Genomic DNA, 19,065 nt, shown 5'->3' with positions numbered 1-19,065 from the left:
CTGGTCTACGGCGAAGCCCTGACCCAGCTGCCGCTGGACCTGTACATCCCGCCGGACGCGCTGGAAGTCATCCTCGAAGCTTTCGAAGGCCCGTTGGACCTGCTGCTGTACCTGATTCGCAAGCAGAACATCGACATTCTCGACATCCCGGTGGCGGAAATCACCCGCCAGTACATGGGCTATGTGGAGCTGATGAAGAGCGTGCGCCTTGAACTGGCCGCCGAGTACCTGGTGATGGCCGCCATGCTTGCCGAGATCAAGTCGCGCATGCTGCTGCCGCGTTCGGCCGATGTTGAGGAAGAAGAGGGCGACCCACGCGCCGAACTGATCCGCCGCCTGCAGGAGTACGAGCGTTTCAAGGCCGCCGCCGAAGGCATCGATGAATTGCCACGGCTAGGCCGCGATGTGGTGGTGCCACGCCTTGAGGCGCCGCAGGCCAAGGTGCGCAAGCTGTTGCCGCAGGTCAGCCTGGAAGAGTTGCTGGTGTCCATGGCCGAGGTGATGCGCCGCAACGACCTGTTCGAAAGCCACCAGATCACCCGTGAAACGCTGTCTACCCGCGAGCGCATGAGCCAGGTGCTGGAGCGCCTCAAGGGCGGTGCTTTCGTGCCGTTTGTCGAGTTGTTTGCCGCCGAAGAGGGCAAGCTGGGCGTGGTGGTCACCTTCATGGCGATTCTCGAGCTGGTGAAGGAATCGCTGATCGAACTGGTGCAGAATGAACCTTTCGCCGCCATTCACGTGCGGCTCCGCCCGGCGCTTGTTGAAGAACCTGATGAACCTGAATGACCCTCGCGACCTGGCGTCGCTGATCGAAGCTTTCTTGCTGGCGTCGGGCAAACCGCAGTCCCTGGAACGCCTGTACGAGCTGTTCGAAGAGGCCGAGCGCCCAGAACCCAAGGTGTTCAAGCAGGCCCTGGACGTGCTGGGCAATTCGTGCAGTGGCCGAGCGTTCGAGCTCAAGGAAGTGGCCAGCGGCTACCGCCTGCAAATCCGCGAGGACTATGCGCCCTGGGTCGGGCGCCTGTGGGAAGAGCGCCCGCAACGCTATTCACGTGCGCTGCTCGAAACCCTGGCGCTGATTGCCTACCGCCAGCCCATCACCCGCGGCGAGATCGAGGACGTGCGGGGCGTGGCGGTGAACAGCAACATCATCAAGACCATGATGGAGCGCGAGTGGATTCGCGTGGTCGGCTACCGCGAAGTGCCCGGGCGGCCGGCGATGTTTGCCACCACCAAGGCGTTTCTTGACCACTTCAACCTCAAGAGCCTGGATGAGCTGCCGGCCTTGGCCGAGCTGCGCGAGATGGAGCCGGAGCCGGTGCTCGACCCGGACGATGCGCCAGTGCCGGCGCACCTGCAGGCGTTGGCAGATGCCAGCCTTGGGGAGGAAGAAGAGGGTGTTGAGCCAAAGGAGGAAACCAGCTTCCGTAGCTTGCTGGTGGAGCTGGATGCCATGGAAGAAGGGCTGAAGACCGACTTTGATGATTTGCGCGAGGAAGAGCCTGAGGCCTCGGTGGAAGAGGAGGGCAAGTTACAGCCCTGATCTGCTGTTGCCCATACACCACCATTAGGCAGAAACCCCAGCCAAAGCCCACAAAACCCTCTACCCTCCAGTGCGTTCCCCCGCCAAACCGCGTATGATGCGCGGCCTTTTGGCGCGCTCGTCGCCAAAAAACCTGTTTTCATTCCTACACCGGGAGGTGCCCAGATGAGTGAGCAAGACCTGCAAGATACCGAAATCACCCCGCCATCCGGCGAAAAGCTGCAAAAAGTGCTGGCACGCATTGGCGTGGGTTCGCGCCGTGACGTCGAAGCCTGGATCAGCCAGGGCCGCATCAAGGTCAACGGCGTCGAGGCCACCCTTGGCCAGCGCGTCGACCTGCACGACGCCATTGCCGTAGACGGCAAGCTGATTAAGCGTGAGGAGGCCGCTGAGGCCACTCGCCGGGTGATCATGTACAACAAGCCCGATGGCGAAATCTGCACCCGTGACGACCCGGAAGGCCGCCCGACCGTGTTCGACCGCCTGCCACGGCCAAAAGAAGGCCGCTGGATCAACATCGGCCGCCTCGACATCAACACCACTGGCCTGTTGCTGTTCACCACCGACGGTGAACTGGCCAACCGCCTGATGCACCCGTCCTACGAGATGGACCGTGAGTACGCGGTACGTGTGCGCGGTGAAGTCGATGACGAAATGATCGAACGGCTGAAAGCCGGCGTGATGCTGGAAGACGGCCCGGCCAAGTTCACCGACATCCAGAAGGCACCGGGTGGCGAAGGCTTCAACCATTGGTACCACTGTGTGGTGATGGAAGGCCGTAACCGTGAGGTACGTCGCCTGTGGGAATCCCAGGGCATGGTGGTCAGCCGCCTGAAGCGCGTGCGTTTCGGCCCGGTGTTCCTCAACTCCGACCTGCCGATGGGCCGCTGGCGTGAAATGACCCAGGGCGAAATCGACATCCTGGCCGCGGAAGTGGGCCTGCAGCCGGTTGCGCTGCCTGCCATGAAGCTCAAGGCCAAGGACAAGATGGAGCGCCTGCAGCGCAAATCGACCCGCCCGCTGGGCCGTGGCGAGCGTGTGCGCAACCTGCGCCCGGCCCACGAAGGTGCCGCGACCAGTGAACGGCCGGCGCGTCAGCCGCGTGAAGAGGCCCCGCGTAAAAACACCCGAGGCAGCACGGTGGCCGAGCGCCCGAGCGAAATGCGCAAGCGCCCGAGCAAGCCTGAAGGTGACAAGCCGGCAGGCCGTGGTCGCGGTAAACCGCGTGGCTGATTGGCCCGCGTGGTGATGAGAAACCAGCCTTCGGGCTGGTTTTTTTATGCCTGTGAGAAATTGGGGCTGCAAAGCGGCCCCAAGATATTGAACAAAAAGAATTTTTCTGACGACTGGCAAGTTCTTGAACCGGCCTGTAAAGAAAACTGTACAAATATGGCCGGTTTCAGCCCTGATTCCAGATTTAACCCAATCGTGTAAACAAACCTTGCCGTCACCGATGTGCCAAACCCGCCACCTCCACCTTGCCCTCCCTTGCCCAAACCCCCGTCCCCACGGTGTTATAGCCGCCATTGCCGTGTGCAAGAGCCTGTCCACAGAGCCTGGCTGACAAAACAACAAATGGAGGCGCCATGTACGCCGATCACTCCGCCTTTGAAGGCCCATACCACAGGATCGCTGCGTTTTTTCCGGATGGAAGAGCGCAACGCGTTGACGCCTGCGCGCTTGCAGGGGTATACAGTGCGCCGCGTTTTACCTGTGACCCTTTTGCGTACCGCGCACTCTTGATCACGCCGGGTTGACCCGCTTCGGCGGCACCTAATGTCAAGAAACCCAAGGTAACCACCTTGCCCATTCCGCTGCGCCACGAGCGCGGTGGGTCCGATTCCGTCACAGATAAAAACAATGCAGGTGACTTCGTTCATGAGTGGACAAAACATGCATTCAGGCGAGCTCAAGCGGGGCCTGAAGAACCGCCATATCCAGTTGATCGCCCTGGGGGGTGCAATTGGTACCGGCCTGTTCCTTGGCTCGGCAGGCGTGATGAAATCCGCCGGCCCGTCGATGATCCTTGGCTACGCCATCTGCGGCTTCATCGCCTTCATGATCATGCGCCAGCTTGGCGAGATGATTGTCGAAGAGCCGGTGGCCGGCTCGTTCAGCCACTTCGCCCACACCTACTGGGGCGGCTTCGCCGGCTTCCTGTCGGGCTGGAACTGCTGGGTGCTGTACATCCTGGTGGGCATGTCGGAGCTTTCTGCAGTTGGCAAGTATGTCCACTACTGGTGGCCGGAAATCCCGACCTGGGTCACGGCAGCGGCGTTCTTCGTGTTGATCAACGCCATCAACCTGATGAACGTGAAGTTCTTCGGTGAAGCCGAATTCTGGTTTGCCATCATCAAGGTCGTGGCCATCGTCAGCATGATCGGCCTGGGTGCCTACCTGCTCACCAGCGGCAGCGGCGGGCCGGATGCCACCATCGCCAACCTGTGGTCCCATGGCGGCTTCTTCCCGAACGGTGTCAGCGGGCTGGTGATGGCCCTGGCGTTCATCATGTTCTCGTTCGGTGGCCTGGAAATGCTCGGTTTCACTGCTGCCGAAGCCGACAAGCCGAAGACCGTGATCCCTAAGGCGATCAACCAGGTCATCTGGCGTATCCTGATTTTCTACGTAGGCGCCTTGGTGGTATTGCTGTCGTTGACGCCATGGGACAACCTGGTCGCCAGCATCGATGCCTCGGGTGGCAGCTATGGCAGCAGCCCGTTCGTGCAAGTGTTTTCGCTGCTGGGCAGTGACGTTGCTGCCCACTTGCTGAACTTCGTGGTCCTGACAGCCGCACTGTCGGTGTACAACAGCGGCACCTACTGCAACGCGCGCATGCTGCTGGGCATGGCCGAACAGGGCGATGCCCCGGCGTCGCTGGCCAAGGTCGACAAGCGTGGCGTGCCTGTGCGTTCGATCCTGGCGTCGGCTGCCGTTACCTTCGTGGCCGTACTGCTTAACTACCTGATGCCGCAGAATGCCCTGGAGCTGCTGATGTCGCTGGTGGTGGCTACCCTGGTGATCAACTGGGCGATGATCAGCTATTCGCACCTGAAGTTCCGCCAGCACCTGGACCGTACCGGTCAGAAACCGCTGTTCAAGGCGCTGTGGTACCCGTACGGCAACTACATCGTGCTGGCCTTCGTGGTGCTGATCCTCGGTATCATGCTGATGATTCCGGGTATTCAGGTTTCGGTGTACGTCATGCCGGTTTGGCTGTTGGGGATGTTTGTGGTCTACATGGTCAAGCCACGCCGCCGGGTGAACGCCGGTGGGGCTGCGGGTCATGTAGCCAAGTAAGTGACTTAAAGCAGTATGAAGAAACCCGAAGGCAGGTGACTGGCTTCGGGTTTTTTGTTGCCTGTGCCGGCCTCTTCGCAAGCACAGGCAACAATTCAGATCTGCTCCAGCAACCACCCCCTGAATGCCCGCAACGACGGCAAGGCCTCATTCCTGGGCGGGTAGATCAGGTAATAACTACGCTGGCTGGCAAACGCCACCCCCGGGCTGTACAGCTCACCCTTGGCCAGTTCTTCCTCCACCAGTATGCGCGGCACCAGCCCGATACCAATCCCGGCCCGCACCGCCTGGATCAGGTGCGAGGTCAGCTCGAAGCTCGGCCCCAAGCGCATTGCCCGGTGCGGCAGGCCATGGTGCGAGAACCATTCGCCCCAGGCATGCGGGTTGTTGGCTACATTCAACAGCACCTCTTCACTGATCCGTGCGGGGCTCCAGCCCTGGCTGTCGGCCCCGGCCTCCGGTGGCAGGATCACCACCAGTTCCTCGGCATGCAGGCGATGGCAGATCAGCCCCGGCAGGTCGTGGCTGGCCACGCCGATGGCGGCGTCGATTTCGCTGGTGTCGAAGTTGATGGCTTCGATACGTGAATGAATGTGCACCAGCATGCCCGGGTAGGCGCTGTAGAACGCATGCAGCCGTGGCAGCAGCCATTTCGAGCCGAACGTTGGCAGGGTGGCCAGGCGCAAGGTGCCGACCCCCGACTGATACGCCAGCGCCTGCAAGGTGGCACTGCGGATGCGCCCCAGCGCCTCGCTGAGCTCGCGCTGGTACAGGCGACCGACATCCGTCAGCTGTACCTGGCGGCCTTCGCGCCGGAACAAGGTGAGGCCCAGTTGCTGTTCCAGCGCCTGCACCTGGCGGCTGACCGCGCTTTGCGTCAGCGACAGTTCGGCGGCGGCGCGGGTGTAGCTTTCATGCCGGGCGGCGGCCTCGAATGCCAGCAGCAGCGACATGGACGGTGTCAGGTGGCGGTAATTCATTCATAAAAGTCATTGATAGCGGCAGGATTATCCGTTTGCCCCTGAAGCGAAACTACAGGAACATTGGCCTATACGTCATCCCTGCATGCATCAACCCATGCCGGAGCGACAGGAATCCCGTGAATTAGCCAATATCAAGAGGCCATCCTTCGATGATCGCCCAGCTGCCGACCGTTGCACCGAGCGCCAACTACCCCGAATTCCTCGAAGCCCTGCGCAGCAGCGGCTTCCGTGGCCAGATCAGTGCCGACTACGGCACCCGCACGGTGTTGGCCACCGACAACTCGATTTACCAGCGCTTGCCCCAGGCCGCAGTGTTCCCGCTGGACGCCGACGATGTGGCGCGGGTTGCCACCCTGATGGGCGAGGCGCGGTTCCAGGGCGTCAAGCTGACCCCGCGCGGCGGTGGCACCGGCACCAATGGCCAGTCGCTGACCGACGGCATCGTCGTCGACCTGTCGCGCCATATGAACAAGATCCTCGAAATCAACGTCGAGGAACGTTGGGTACGGGTGCAGGCCGGTACGGTCAAGGACCAGCTCAATGCCGCGCTCAAGCCGCACGGGCTGTTCTTCGCCCCTGAGCTGTCCACCTCCAACCGTGCCACTGTCGGCGGCATGATCAACACCGACGCTAGTGGGCAAGGCAGCTGCACCTACGGCAAAACCCGTGACCATGTGCTGGAGCTGCACAGCGTGCTGCTCGGCGGCGAGCGCCTGCACAGCCTGCCAATCGACGATGCCGCGCTGGAACAGGCCTGTGCCGCGCCCGGCCGGGTCGGCGAGGTGTACCGCATGGCCCGGGAGATCCAGGAAACCCAGGCCGAACTGATCGAAACCACCTTCCCCAAGCTGAACCGCTGCCTCACCGGCTATGACCTGGCGCACCTGCGCGACGAGCAGGGCCGCTTCAACCTCAACAGTGTGCTGTGCGGTGCCGAAGGTTCGCTGGGCTATGTGGTGGAGGCCAAGCTCAACGTGCTGCCGATCCCCAAATATGCGGTGCTGGTGAACGTGCGCTACACCAGTTTCATGGATGCCCTGCGTGATGCCAATGCGCTGATGGCGCACAAGCCGCTGTCGATCGAGACCGTCGACTCCAAGGTGCTGATGCTGGCGATGAAGGACATCGTCTGGCACAGTGTTGCCGAATACTTCCCGGCCGACCCCGACCGCTCGACCCTGGGTATCAACCTGGTGGAGTTCTGCGGCGATGAGCCGTCTGAAGTCAACGCCCGGGTGCAAGCCTTCGTCGAGCACTTGCAGGCGGATACCAGTGTCGAGCGCCTGGGGCATACACTGGCTGAAGGCGCCGAGGCGGTGACCCGCGTCTACGTGATGCGCAAGCGTTCGGTGGGCTTGCTGGGTAACGTCGAGGGTGAGGTACGTCCGCAGCCGTTCGTGGAAGACACGGCGGTACCGCCAGAGCAACTGGCCGACTACATCGCCGACTTCCGCGCCCTGCTGGACGGTTACGGCCTGGCCTACGGCATGTTCGGCCACGTCGATGCTGGTGTACTGCACGTGCGCCCGGCCCTGGACATGAAGGACCCGGCCCAGGCCGCGCTGGTGAAGCCGATTTCCGACGCCGTGGCCGCGCTGACCAAAAGCTATGGCGGCCTGCTGTGGGGCGAGCACGGCAAAGGCCTGCGTTCGGAATACGTGCCGGAGTACTTCGGTGCGCTGTACCCGGCGCTGCAGCGCCTGAAAGGTGCCTTCGACCCACACAACCAGCTCAACCCCGGCAAGATCTGCACACCGCTGGGCAGTGCCGAGGGCCTGACCCCGGTCGATGGCGTAACCCTGCGCGGCGACCTTGACCGCACCATCGATGAGCGTGTGTGGCAGGACTTCCCCAGTGCCGTGCATTGCAACGGCAACGGCGCCTGCTACAACTACGACCCCAACGACGCCATGTGCCCGTCGTGGAAGGCCACCCGTGAACGCCAGCATTCGCCCAAGGGTCGCGCCTCGCTGATGCGCGAGTGGCTGCGCCTGCAGGGCGAAGCGAACATCGACGTGTTGGCCGCAGCCCGCAACCAGGTGTCGTGGCTCAAGGGCCTGCCGGCACGCCTGCGCAACAACCGCGCGCGCAGCCAGGGGCAGGAAGACTTCTCCCACGAAGTATACGACGCCATGGCCGGTTGCCTGGCGTGCAAGTCGTGCGCCGGGCAGTGCCCGATCAAGGTCAACGTGCCGGACTTCCGTTCGCGCTTCCTTGAGCTGTACCACGGCCGCTATCAGCGCCCGCTGCGTGACTACCTGATCGGCTCGCTGGAGTTCACCATCCCGTACCTGGCCCATGCGCCGGGCCTGTACAACGCGGTCATGGGCTCGAAGTGGGTCAGCAAGCTGCTGTCCGACAACATTGGCATGGTCGACAGCCCGTTGATCAGCCGCTTCAACTTCCAGGCCACGCTGACCCGTTGCCGTGTCGGCGTGGCCAGCGTGCCGGCCCTGCGTGAACTGACCCCGGCCCAGCGCGAGCGCAGCATCGTGTTGGTGCAGGATGCGTTCACCCGTTACTTCGAGACCCCGCTGCTCTCAGCCTTCATCGACCTGGCTCACCGCCTGGGCCACCGGGTATTCCTGGCGCCTTACAGTGCCAACGGCAAGCCTTTGCATGTACAGGGCTTCCTGGGGGCGTTCGCCAAGGCGGCGATCCGTAACGCTACCCAGCTCAAGGCCCTGGCTGACTGTGGCGTGCCTCTGGTGGGGCTGGACCCGGCGATGACCCTGGTGTACCGCCAGGAGTACCAGAAAGTGCCGGGGCTGGACGGTTGCCCGAAGGTGCTGTTGCCGCAGGAATGGTTGATGGACGTGCTGCCTGAGCAGGCACCGACCGCACCGGGCAACTTCCGCCTGATGGCGCACTGTACCGAGAAGACCAACGTGCCGGCCAGTACCAAGCAGTGGGAGCAGGTGTTTGCCCGCCTGGGCCTGAAGCTGGTGACCGAGGCGACGGGTTGCTGCGGTATGTCGGGGACCTACGGCCACGAGGCGCGTAACCAAGCGACTTCGCGGACCATCTTCGAGCAAAGCTGGGCAACCAAGCTGGACAAGGAAGGAGAGCCGCTGGCGACCGGTTACTCGTGCCGCAGCCAGGTCAAGCGCATGACCGAGCGCAAGATGCGCCACCCGCTGGAAGTGGTGTTGCAGTACGCCCAGCGCTAACGTTCAGGGCTTCGGGGGCTGCCAGGCAGCCCCCAGCCTTCAATGATCTCGATGCCGCCGCACCTGCCTGTACAGATACAGGCTCAACACCAGCCCACAACCCGCCGCACCCGCCGCAAACAGAAACATCGAAGCAAACCCGAACCCCGCCGCCACCGCGCCCACCAGTGGCCCGGTCACCCCCAGTGACAAATCAATGAACAGCGAATACGCCCCCACCGCCGCGCCGCGGTTGGCCGCCGACACCTGATTCACCGCCTCCACACCCAGCGCCGGGAACACCAGCGAGAAGCCAAACCCGCTAAGCGCTGCCCCTGCCAAGGCCAGCTCGGCGCTGGGCGCCAGCCACAGCATCAACAACCCCAGTGTTTCCACCGACAGGCAGGCAATTGCCACCCGGAACCCGCCAATGCGGTTGATCAGGTTGCCAAACAGCAGCCGCGCACTGATGAAGCTGGCGCCGAACAGGGTCAAGGTCAGCGCGGCATTGGTCCAGCCACGGCTGGCGTAGTACAAGGTGATGAACGTGGCGATGGTGCCAAAGCCGATCGAGCCCAAGGCCAGCCCCGAACCATGCGGGAACACCTTGCCCAGCACGCGCAGGAACGGCAGGCGTACGCCACTGACGATAGGGGCGGCCTGTTTCGGCCAGGCCAGCAGCAGGCCGAGTGTGCACAGCAGGATAATGCTGACGCCCATGCTCCACAGCCCCAGGCTCTTGACCATCAGCACGCCCAGCGGTGCACCGACGGCCAGTGCGCCATAGCTGGCGATGCCGTTCCAGGAGATGACCTTGGCGGTGTTTTCAGCGCCCACCCGGCCGATGCCCCAGCCAATCGCGCCCGCACCTACCAGGCTTTCGGCGCTGCCCAGTGCTAGCCGGCCGACCAGCAGGCAAGTCAGGCTCAGCCAGGGCAGATGGGGGAGGAAGGCGCAGGCGAGCATGAACACCCCGCTAAGCCCGCAGCCTACAAGGCCATACATGACCGCCTTCTTGCTGCCGTGGTTGTCGATGATGCGGCTGGCAGTAGGGCGGCTGAGCAGCGTGGCGAGGTACTGCACGCTGATCACAAGGCCCGCGACCACGGCGCTGAAGCCGAGGTCGTTGTGCACATAGCCGGGCAACACGGCCAGCGGGATGCCGATGTTGAGGTAGCCGATGAAGGTGAAGAGGACGATAGAGACGACTTGCAGGGTGACCGCAAGGGGGCGCGGTGAGTCGGGCATGGGGCCTACACAGGTTCTGGACAGTGTGAAAACGTGATGACGGGGGTAGCCCGCAGGTCAGCCGTTTTCACACTGTTGGAAGTTGCGCGATTTATTCCTGGTCAGCGCTGGATTGATCGTCACCATCCTGCTCGGCGGCAGCTGCCGGTTCGGCGTGAACGGTCACGGATGGCTCTTCTGGGTTCAGGCTTGGGAAGGGAAGATTCGGGATTTCGTGCATCTCGTCGTTCCTCGCAAGTGTGAGTGAAAAGTCTGCGCCAGGCGCGGTTGAAGCTTCGCAAAGCTGGGGCAGGATACACAAGTCTGGATGACAGTTTGGTTTTTTTACCGTTCGTTTGTCGGTTTCGCGGGCGAACAGCGCACAGGCTTCATAAAAAAACGGGGCCGATTGCGGCCCCGTTTTTCAGCGATTACTTACGGCCTTCGGCCGTTTCCGCCACTTTGTCAGTCCGTGCGCACATGATGAAGTCATTGCGGTGCAGGCCTTTGATCGAGTGGCTCCACCAGGTCACGGTAACCTTGCCCCACTCGGTCAGCAGCCCGGGGTGGTGGCCTTCGGTCTCGGCGATTTCGCCTACGGCGTTGGTGAACGCCAGGGCGTGCTTGAAGTTCTTGAACAGGAACACGCGTTCCAGCTCCATATGGCCGTCACGTACTTCGATGTTCCAGTCCGGGATTTCGCGAATCAGCTCCGCCAGCTCTTCGTCGGTGACTTTTGGCGCGTCGGCGCGGCAGGCTTCGCAATGGGCTTGGTTCAAGGCATTCATGGGTGTTTTCCAGTTCGAGTTGTTATCGGCAAGGTCGCTCAGGCAGCGACCTTGGGTGGAAACTTCGGTGCGTGCAGGCCCAGCTGCATGGCCTTGTGGACCATGCCCATGATGTCTTCGTGGGCCAGGTCGAACAGGCACTTCATGTTCGGCAGCACGAAATACAGCGGCTGCAGGATGTCGATACGGTACGGGGTACGCATGGCTTCGATCGGGTCGAAGGCCTGGTGTTCAGGCTCGCCAGACAAACTGTAGACGGTCTCTTTCGGTGACGAGAGGATGCCGCCGCCATAGATCTTGCGGCCTTGGGCGGTTTCCATCAGGCCAAACTCGATGGTCATCCAGTACAGGCGTGCCAGGTACACGCGTTGTTCCTTGGTTGCCGCCAGGCCGAGCTTGCCGTAGGTGTGGGTGAATTCGGCGAACCATGGGTTGGTCAGCAGCGGGCAGTGCCCGAAGATCTCGTGGAAGATGTCGGGCTCTTGCAGGTAGTCCAGCTCTTCCGGGGTGCGGATGAACGTGGCGACCGGGAAGCGTTTGCTGGCCAGCAATTCGAAGAAGGTCTGGAAGGGAATCAGCGCCGGAACCCGGGCAACCTGCCAGCCGGTGGTGGCACCCAGCACCTTGTTGATCTCGCCCAGTTGCGGGATACGGTCATGGGGCAGCTTGAGCTGGTCGATGCCGTCCAGGTATTCCTGGCACGCGCGGCCTTCGATCACTTTCAGCTGACGGGTGATCAGGGTGTTCCATACCGCATGCTCTTGCTGCGGGTAATCGATAAAACCATGCGCATCGGGCTCGCGTGCCACGTAGTGCGTCTGTTTCATGAGGCTCTCCTGGTGAGGGCTTTTCTTGTTATGTGCAGGACATGCCTAAGGAATATCCCTTCACTGCCCGTTTTGCACGGGTGCAAGCCGCTGCCGCGCCAGCGGGTGAGGTGGATTTCGTAACGATAATTTTACAAAAGAGCCTGGGTGTCGGAAAATTCGGGGCATACGGCTGATGGTTTCACGGTTTTTGTCAGCTTATCTTTACGACTTTTCCGCGCGATGTTGAAAAACATTGGCGCTTCGAGAGCCCTCATGCGTATCAAAGTGCACTGCCAGAACCGCATTGGCATCCTGCGCGACATCCTCAACCTGCTGGTGGAGTACGGCATCAACGTGCTGCGGGGCGAGGTGGGCGGTGACCATGGCAATGCCATCTACCTGCACTGCCCGAACCTGATCAACCTGCAGTTCCAGGCCTTGCGGCCGAAGTTCGAGGCAATTGCCGGGGTATTTGGCGTCAAGCGCGTGGGCCTGATGCCCAGCGAACGCCGGCACATGGAGCTGAACGCCTTGCTCGGGGCGCTGGACTTCCCGGTGCTGTCGATCGACATGGGCGGCAGCATCGTCGCCGCCAACCGCACGGCAGCGCAGTTGCTGGGGGTGCGCGTGGATGAGGTGCCGGGCATGCCGCTGGCGCGCTATGTGGAAGACTTCGATCTGCCGGAGTTGGTGCGGGCCAACAAGTCGCGCATCAATGGCCTGCGTATCAAGGTCAAAGGTGATGTGTTCCTGGCGGATATCGCACCGCTGCAGTCCGAGCACGATGACAGCGAGGCGTTGGCTGGCGCCGTGCTCACCCTGCACCGTGCCGACCGCATTGGCGAACGCATCTACAACGTGCGCAAGCAGGAACTGCGAGGCTTCGATAGCATCTTCCAAAGCTCGCGGGTGATGGCCGCCGTGGTGCGCGAGGCCCGCCGCATGGCGCCGCTGGATGCGCCGCTGCTGATCGAGGGTGAGACCGGCACCGGCAAGGAGCTGCTGGCACGCGCCTGCCACCTGGCCAGCCCCCGTGGGCAGTCGCCGCTGATGGCGCTCAATTGCGCCGGCTTGCCCGAGTCGATGGCCGAAACCGAGCTGTTCGGTTACGGCCCCGGGGCATTCGAAGGGGCGCGGGCAGAGGGTAAGCTGGGGCTACTTGAACTGACCGCAGGCGGCACGCTGTTCCTTGACGGGGTAGGGGAGATGAGCCCGCGCCTGCAAGTGAAGTTGCTGCGCTTTTTGCAGGACGGTTGCTTTCGCCGGGTGGGCAGCGATGAAGAGGTATACCTGGATGTGCGGGTGATCTGCGCGACCCAGGTGGATTTGTCCGAGTTGTGCGCGCGCGGCGAGTTTCGTCAGGACCTTTATCACCGCCTGAACGTGTTGTCGCTGCACATTCCGCCTTTGCGCGAATGCATGGATGGGCTGGAAGGGCTGGTGCAACACTTTCTCGACCAGGCCAGCCGACAAATCGGCTGTGCCATGCCGCGGCTTGCGCCGGCGGCGATGGACAAACTTGGGCAATACCATTGGCCGGGCAATGTAAGGCAGTTGGAAAACGTATTGTTCCAGGCGGTTTCTTTATGTGAAGGCGGCGTGGTTAAAAGCGAGCATATACGTTTGCCGGATTATGGCGCGCGGCAACCGCTGGGTGAGTTTTCGCTGGAGGGTGATCTTTCGCAGATTGTCGGGCGCTTTGAAAAAGCGGTGCTGGAAAGTTTGATGGGGGAGTTTTCGAGTAGCCGGGCTTTAGGGAAAAGGCTGGGCGTTTCGCATACAACAATCGCCAACAAGTTAAGGGACTATTCGCTTGGCAAGTCTGCCGATTAGTTGGGCTTTGCAAATGGTGAAAGGGGCCCGCAGGGCCCCTGATTCAGAAGGTATCAGCCGTTAGAGCAGCCGTTCCCCATCACGCGGTATTCGAGAATGTGCTTCTGGCCCTTGGAGTCCTCGTAGGTCATGCGGGCTGGCACGACTTCGCATACGTTGGGCACTTCGCTCATGGAGATGACGCGGGCAATGTCCAGGTGCTGCGAGTAACTGTACTGTTCAACCGGAATCTGCTCGGCATCTTTGGCTTCGCCGGCCATTGCCGCGCCGCAAAGACTGCCAAGTACCAATACCAGTAAAGCTTTCATTTTCTATTTACCTGTCTAAGGTCGTGAGGGGGCACGCGGCGCTTATGGCGCCGCGAGTATTGCTAGTTTTAACTATCGGGATTAGAGGGAGATTAACGTTTGCCTTCGTGGGGGCTGTTACCAGTTGTTAATCGCCTTGCCGTTGCTGGCGAGGTGAATTTTAGGGTTGTGGCCAAGGCCGAAACAGTGGGTCTTTTGATAAAGTGTTTTGACAGAATCTGTAATAATCCTCTGGTAAAGCCCCCCGTTTTTTCGTGGTCAGGGCTGTAATCCGCGTGCCAGAGCACGTTGGCGGAACGGTCGTACCAAATTACTACCAACGTCGAATGGCTTTTGTCGCTCTGGTACAGTTACAAACGGTTCCATACAAAAACAACTATTACACCGAGGTAACACAGATGAGTGCGGCTCCACTGTATCCCGTTCGTCCCGAGGTTGCGGCCACTACCCTGACCGACGAGGCCACCTACAAGGCCATGTACCAGCAATCGGTGATCAACCCGGACGGCTTCTGGCGCGAGCAGGCCCAGCGAATCGACTGGATCAAGCCGTTCACCAAGGTCAAGCAGACCTCCTTCGACGACCATCACGTCGATATCAAATGGTTCGCCGACGGCACTCTGAACGTTTCCTCCAACTGCCTGGATCGCCACCTTGAAGAGCGCGGCGACCAGCTGGCCATCATCTGGGAAGGCGACGACCCTTCCGAGCACCGCAACATCACCTACCGCGAGCTGCACGAGCAGGTGTGCAAGTTCGCCAACGCCCTGCGTGGCCAGGACGTGCACCGGGGTGATGTGGTCACCATCTATATGCCGATGATCCCCGAAGCCGTGGTCGCCATGCTGGCCTGCGCCCGCATCGGTGCGATCCACTCGGTGGTGTTCGGTGGTTTCTCGCCCGAGGCGCTGGCTGGCCGTATCATCGACTGCAAGTCCAAGGTGGTGATCACTGCCGACGAGGGCCTGCGTGGCGGCCGCCGCACCCCGCTCAAGGCCAACGTCGACCTGGCGCTGACCAACCCTGAAACCAACAGCGTGCAGAAGATCATCGTGTGCAAGCGTACCGGTGGCGACATTGCCTGGCACCAGCACCGCGACATCTGGTACGAAGACCTGATGAAAGTGGCCTCCAGCCACTGCGCGCCGAAAGAAATGGGGGCCGAGGAAGCGCTGTTCATCCTCTACACCTCCGGCTCAACCGGCAAGCCGAAAGGTGTGCTGCACACCACCGGCGGTTACCTGGTGTATGCCGCACTGACCCATGAGCGGGTATTCGACTACCGCCCAGGTGAAGTGTACTGGTGCACTGCCGACGTGGGCTGGGTCACCGGCCACAGCTACATCGTGTATGGCCCGCTGGCCAATGGCGCCACTACCCTGCTGTTCGAGGGTGTGCCGAACTATCCTGACATCACCCGCGTGTCGAAGATCGTCGACAAGCACAAGGTCAATATCCTCTATACCGCGCCCACTGCCATCCGCGCGATGATGGCCGAAGGGCAGGCGGCTGTTGAAGGTGCCGACGGCTCCAGCCTGCGCCTGCTCGGCTCGGTGGGCGAGCCGATCAACCCCGAAGCCTGGAACTGGTACTACAAGACCGTGGGCAAGGAGCGTTGCCCGATCGTCGATACCTGGTGGCAGACCGAGACCGGTGGCATCCTGATCAGCCCGCTGCCGGGCGCTACCGGCCTGAAGCCGGGTTCGGCTACCCGTCCGTTCTTCGGGGTGGTGCCAGCGCTGGTGGACAACCTGGGCAACCTGATCGACGGTGCTGCCGAGGGCAACCTGGTGATCCTCGACTCCTGGCCGGGCCAGTCGCGTTCGCTGTTCGGCGACCACGATCGCTTCGTCGACACCTACTTCAAAACCTTCCGTGGCATGTACTTCACCGGTGACGGTGCGCGCCGTGACGAGGATGGCTATTACTGGATCACGGGCCGTGTGGATGACGTGCTCAACGTATCCGGGCACCGCATGGGTACCGCCGAGATCGAAAGTGCCATGGTGGCCCACGCGAAGGTGGCCGAGGCTGCAGTGGTTGGCGTGCCGCACGACATCAAAGGGCAGGGCATCTATGTGTATGTCACCCTCAATGCCGGTATCGAGGCCAGCGAGCAACTGCGCCTGGAACTGAAGAACTGGGTGCGCAAGGAAATCGGCCCGATCGCCTCGCCGGATGTGATCCAGTGGGCACCGGGGCTGCCGAAAACCCGTTCGGGCAAGATCATGCGCCGTATCCTGCGCAAGATTGCCACCGGTGAGTACGATGCGTTGGGCGATATCTCGACCCTGGCCGACCCGGGCGTGGTGCAACACCTGATCGATACCCACAAGGCAATGAGCCTCGCTTCGGCCTGACAGTGAAGCAGGGCTGTGTGAACAGAAAACCCCGCCCGGGCAACCGGGCGGGGTTTTTGCTTGACTGTTACCCGACATTCATCGGTAACTGTTCTGTCACCGGCCTTGCACATGTTCGGGGCGCGAGGAAACAACGCGGACCTGTTTCGGTGCGTTCACGCAGCCATTTTCTTCAACGCGGCACGCTCCACTTGCCGTAGTACAAGGCTTTGCCAATAATAGGCCCAGGAATTGCTAGGTCTATTGGTTCTATTTCTTGTGCCTTCGCATATTTTGCGCTGGTCGTCAACATCGCCCGCAGCGGTTTCAGGCGCTTCTGTAAGTAGTTGTCGCTTTGAAGAAATATCGACTACTGGGCTGTCGCTAAAATGCCACTCACTCGCTCGTGGTCTGCGACCTTGGTCGAACCCTGCGCGGCTCGCGTTGTACCCATTCGCATATCGGGCAGCCGTTACCTGCCTTGTATTGCCCCGTACCGATGGAGTTACCTGATGAAGAAGCTCGCACTGCTTGGCGCCCTGGCGCTATCCGTATTTTCCCTGGTGTCGCAGGCCGATGAAAAACCGCTGAAAATCGGCATTGAAGCCGCCTACCCACCCTTCGCCTTCAAGCAGCCCGATGGCAGCATCGCCGGTTTCGACTACGACATCGGCAACGCCCTGTGCGAAGAGATGAAAGCCAAGTGCACTTGGGTCGAGCAGGAGTTCGACGGCCTGATCCCGGCGCTGAAAGTGCGCAAGATCGACGCCATCCTGTCGTCCATGTCGATCACCGAGGACCGCAAGAAGTCGGTCGACTTCACCAAGCGTTACTACCTCACGCCGGCGCGCCTGGTGATGAAGGAAGGCACCACGGTCAGCGAAAGCCTGGATGAGCTGAAAGGCAAGAAGATCGGCGTGCAGCGTGGCTCGATCCATGACCGCTTCGCCAAGGAAGTACTGGGCGCCAAAGGTGCCACCGTGGTGCCTTACGGCACCCAGAACGAAATCTACCTGGATGTAGCCGCTGGCCGCCTGGACGGCACCGTGGCCGACGCCACCCTGCTGGAAGACGGCTTCCTCAAGACCGACGCGGGTAAAGGCTTCGCCTTCGTAGGCCCGTCCTTCACCGATGCCAAGTACTTCGGTGACGGTATCGGTATTGCTGTGCGCAAAGGTGACAAGGCCAACGTCGACCGCATCAACGCGGCCATCGACGCCATCCGTGCCAACGGCAAGTACAAAGAAATCGAGAAGAAGTACTTCAACTTCGACATCTACGGTCCAGACTCGAACTAAGACGTCGGGTTTCACCTGTGCAATGGTGCAAACAGCAGAGGCTCTGAGGTTTGCACCATTTTTCATTCTTTAGGTCGAGGACCTCATCATGTTGAAAGGCTACGGGGCAGTCATCCTCGACGGGGCGTGGCTGACGCTTCAGCTCGCCCTGTCGTCGATGGCCCTGGCCATCGTGCTCGGCCTGATCGGTGTGGCGCTGCGCTTGTCGCCGGTGCGCTGGCTGGCCTGGCTGGGCGACCTGTATTCCACGGTGATCCGTGGTATTCCGGACCTGGTCCTGATCCTGCTGATCTTCTACGGCGGGCAAGACATCATCAACCGGGTGGCACCGCTGCTCGGCTACGAAGACTACATCGACCTGAATCCGTTGGTTGCCGGTATCGGCACGCTGGGCTTCATTTTTGGCGCCTACCTCTCGGAAACCTTCCGCGGTGCTTTCCTGGGCATTCCCAAGGGTCAGGCCGAGGCCGGCGTGGCGTATGGCATGAGCCCGCGCCAGGTGTTCTTCCGCATCCAGGTGCCGCAAATGATTCGCCTGGCAATCCCGGGCTTCACCAACAACTGGCTGGTACTCACCAAGGCCACCGCGCTGATCTCGGTCGTCGGCCTGCAGGACATGATGTTCAAGGCCAAGCAGGCGGCCGATGCCACCCGCGAGCCTTTCACCTTCTTCCTGGCGGTGGCGGCACTGTACCTGGTGCTGACCAGCGTTTCGCTGCTGGCCCTGAAGTATCTGGAGCGCCGCTACTCGGTGGGCGTCAAGGTGGCTGAACTATGATCTTCGACTACAACGTCGTCTGGGATGCTTTGCCGATGTACTTCGGCGGCCTGCTGACCACCCTCAAGCTGTTGGCGATTTCGCTGTTCTTCGGGCTGCTGGCGGCCATTCCGCTGGGCCTGATGCGCGTGTCGAAACAGCCGGCGATCAACCTGACTGCGTGGCTGTACACCTACGTGATCCGCGGCACACCCATGCTGGTGCAGCTGTTCCTGATCTACTACGGCCTGGCGCAGTTCGAAGCGGTGCGCGAAAGCTTCCTCTGGCCGCTGCTGTCCAGCGCCACCTTCTGCGCGTGCCTGGCGTTCGGCATCAACACCAGCGCCTACACCGCCGAAATCATTGCCGGCAGCCTCAAGGCCACGCCCCATGGCGAGATCGAGGCGGCCAAGGCCATGGGCATGTCGCGCATGAAAATGTACCGGCGCATCCTGCTGCCCTCGGCCTTGCGCCGGGCGCTGCCGCAGTACAGCAACGAAGTGATCATGATGCTGCAAACCACCAGCCTGGCGTCGATCGTCACCCTGATCGACATCACCGGTGCCGCACGCACGGTCAACGCCCAGTACTACCTGCCTTTCGAGGCCTACATCACGGCGGGCGTGTTCTATCTGTGCCTGACCTTCATCCTGGTGCGCCTGTTCAAGATGGCCGAACGCCGCTGGCTCGGCTACCTGGCGCCGCGCAAGCACTGACCGCTCTGTGAGAATCGA

Annotated in this window: 16 protein-coding genes; 10 read left to right on the top strand and 6 right to left on the bottom strand. The window is 61.5% G+C overall.

The window, feature by feature from the left end; translation table 11 throughout:
• The first annotated feature begins 60 nt into the window (after positions 1 to 60).
• The 4 genes from ACF8R4_RS10645 to ACF8R4_RS10630 all read left to right on the top strand — a co-directional run bounded on the left by ACF8R4_RS10645 (position 61) and on the right by ACF8R4_RS10630 (position 4,840).
• Positions 61 to 786: a ScpA family protein gene (locus ACF8R4_RS10645; protein WP_164525265.1), complete on the top strand. Its 726-nt coding sequence runs from the start codon at positions 61 to 63 to the stop codon at positions 784 to 786.
• Complete coding sequence (gene scpB / locus ACF8R4_RS10640; RefSeq protein ID WP_060497455.1) at positions 773 to 1,543, top strand: SMC-Scp complex subunit ScpB; 771 nt, start codon at positions 773 to 775, stop codon at positions 1,541 to 1,543. Before ACF8R4_RS10645 ends, scpB begins: the two co-directional genes overlap by 14 nt.
• Positions 1,544 to 1,708: 165 nt before the next feature.
• Positions 1,709 to 2,776 (top strand): 23S rRNA pseudouridine(2605) synthase RluB, encoded by a 1,068-nt coding sequence (gene rluB, locus ACF8R4_RS10635; RefSeq protein ID WP_104834192.1) that lies wholly within the window; start codon positions 1,709 to 1,711, stop codon positions 2,774 to 2,776.
• 645 nt (positions 2,777 to 3,421) lie between these two features.
• Positions 3,422 to 4,840: an amino acid permease gene (locus ACF8R4_RS10630; RefSeq protein WP_164524918.1), complete on the top strand. Its 1,419-nt coding sequence runs from the start codon at positions 3,422 to 3,424 to the stop codon at positions 4,838 to 4,840.
• Positions 4,841 to 4,935: 95 nt separating this feature from the next.
• On the opposite strand, the gene ACF8R4_RS10625 is transcribed toward ACF8R4_RS10630, so the two are convergent.
• Complete coding sequence (locus ACF8R4_RS10625; protein ID WP_060500670.1) at positions 4,936 to 5,820, bottom strand: LysR substrate-binding domain-containing protein; 885 nt, start codon at positions 5,818 to 5,820, stop codon at positions 4,936 to 4,938.
• 152 nt (positions 5,821 to 5,972) lie between these two features.
• Here ACF8R4_RS10625 and ACF8R4_RS10620 point away from each other — a divergent pair, with 152 nt between their 5' ends.
• On the top strand, positions 5,973 to 8,993 hold the full coding sequence (locus ACF8R4_RS10620) for an FAD-binding and (Fe-S)-binding domain-containing protein (RefSeq protein ID WP_060500671.1): 3,021 nt from the start codon (positions 5,973 to 5,975) through the stop codon (positions 8,991 to 8,993).
• Between the two features lie 39 nt (positions 8,994 to 9,032).
• Here ACF8R4_RS10620 and ACF8R4_RS10615 read toward each other — a convergent pair whose 3' ends face one another.
• The 4 genes from ACF8R4_RS10615 to phhA form a co-directional block, all read right to left on the bottom strand.
• Positions 9,033 to 10,220 (bottom strand): MFS transporter, encoded by a 1,188-nt coding sequence (locus ACF8R4_RS10615; RefSeq protein ID WP_392492334.1) that lies wholly within the window; start codon positions 10,218 to 10,220, stop codon positions 9,033 to 9,035.
• A 91-nt stretch (positions 10,221 to 10,311) separates the two neighbouring features.
• Positions 10,312 to 10,440 (bottom strand): hypothetical protein, encoded by a 129-nt coding sequence (locus tag ACF8R4_RS10610; protein WP_003254533.1) that lies wholly within the window; start codon positions 10,438 to 10,440, stop codon positions 10,312 to 10,314.
• Between the two features lie 190 nt (positions 10,441 to 10,630).
• Positions 10,631 to 10,987 (bottom strand): 4a-hydroxytetrahydrobiopterin dehydratase, encoded by a 357-nt coding sequence (locus tag ACF8R4_RS10605; protein WP_060500675.1) that lies wholly within the window; start codon positions 10,985 to 10,987, stop codon positions 10,631 to 10,633.
• Between the two features lie 38 nt (positions 10,988 to 11,025).
• Positions 11,026 to 11,814, bottom strand: a complete 789-nt coding sequence (gene phhA / locus ACF8R4_RS10600) for a phenylalanine 4-monooxygenase (RefSeq protein ID WP_025753872.1) — start codon at positions 11,812 to 11,814, stop codon at positions 11,026 to 11,028.
• Positions 11,815 to 12,069: 255 nt separating this feature from the next.
• On the opposite strand from phhA, the gene ACF8R4_RS10595 reads away from it, so the two are divergent.
• Entirely contained in the window at positions 12,070 to 13,629 is a 1,560-nt protein-coding gene (locus ACF8R4_RS10595) for a sigma-54-dependent transcriptional regulator (RefSeq protein WP_060500677.1), read from the top strand.
• A gap of 53 nt (positions 13,630 to 13,682) precedes the next feature.
• Here the strand turns inward: ACF8R4_RS10595 and ACF8R4_RS10590 are convergent, their stop codons facing one another.
• Positions 13,683 to 13,937 (bottom strand): DUF2790 domain-containing protein, encoded by a 255-nt coding sequence (locus ACF8R4_RS10590; protein ID WP_003260110.1) that lies wholly within the window; start codon positions 13,935 to 13,937, stop codon positions 13,683 to 13,685.
• Between the two features lie 398 nt (positions 13,938 to 14,335).
• On the opposite strand from ACF8R4_RS10590, the gene acs reads away from it, so the two are divergent.
• The 4 genes from acs (at position 14,336) to ACF8R4_RS10570 (ending at position 19,047) form a co-directional block, all read left to right on the top strand.
• Positions 14,336 to 16,297, top strand: a complete 1,962-nt coding sequence (acs, locus tag ACF8R4_RS10585) for an acetate--CoA ligase (protein ID WP_060500681.1) — start codon at positions 14,336 to 14,338, stop codon at positions 16,295 to 16,297.
• Between the two features lie 491 nt (positions 16,298 to 16,788).
• Positions 16,789 to 17,574 carry an ABC transporter substrate-binding protein gene (locus ACF8R4_RS10580; protein ID WP_060500683.1) on the top strand — a complete coding sequence of 262 codons (786 nt, stop codon included), beginning with the start codon at positions 16,789 to 16,791 and terminating at the stop codon, positions 17,572 to 17,574.
• An 88-nt stretch (positions 17,575 to 17,662) separates the two neighbouring features.
• Positions 17,663 to 18,352, top strand: a complete 690-nt coding sequence (locus ACF8R4_RS10575; protein ID WP_014861201.1) for an ABC transporter permease — start codon at positions 17,663 to 17,665, stop codon at positions 18,350 to 18,352.
• A complete protein-coding gene (locus ACF8R4_RS10570; RefSeq protein ID WP_060500687.1) occupies positions 18,349 to 19,047 on the top strand; it encodes an ABC transporter permease in 699 nt (232 codons plus the stop codon). Before ACF8R4_RS10575 ends, ACF8R4_RS10570 begins: the two co-directional genes overlap by 4 nt.
• Positions 19,048 to 19,065 lie beyond the last annotated feature (18 nt).

The organism is Pseudomonas sp. FYR_2 (genome assembly GCF_043106425.1).
Classification (GTDB): Bacteria; Pseudomonadota; Gammaproteobacteria; order Pseudomonadales; family Pseudomonadaceae; genus Aquipseudomonas; species Aquipseudomonas monteilii.
The sequence above is the reverse complement of the archived record's forward strand: the minus strand, read 5'-3'. Positions and strand labels throughout refer to the sequence as shown.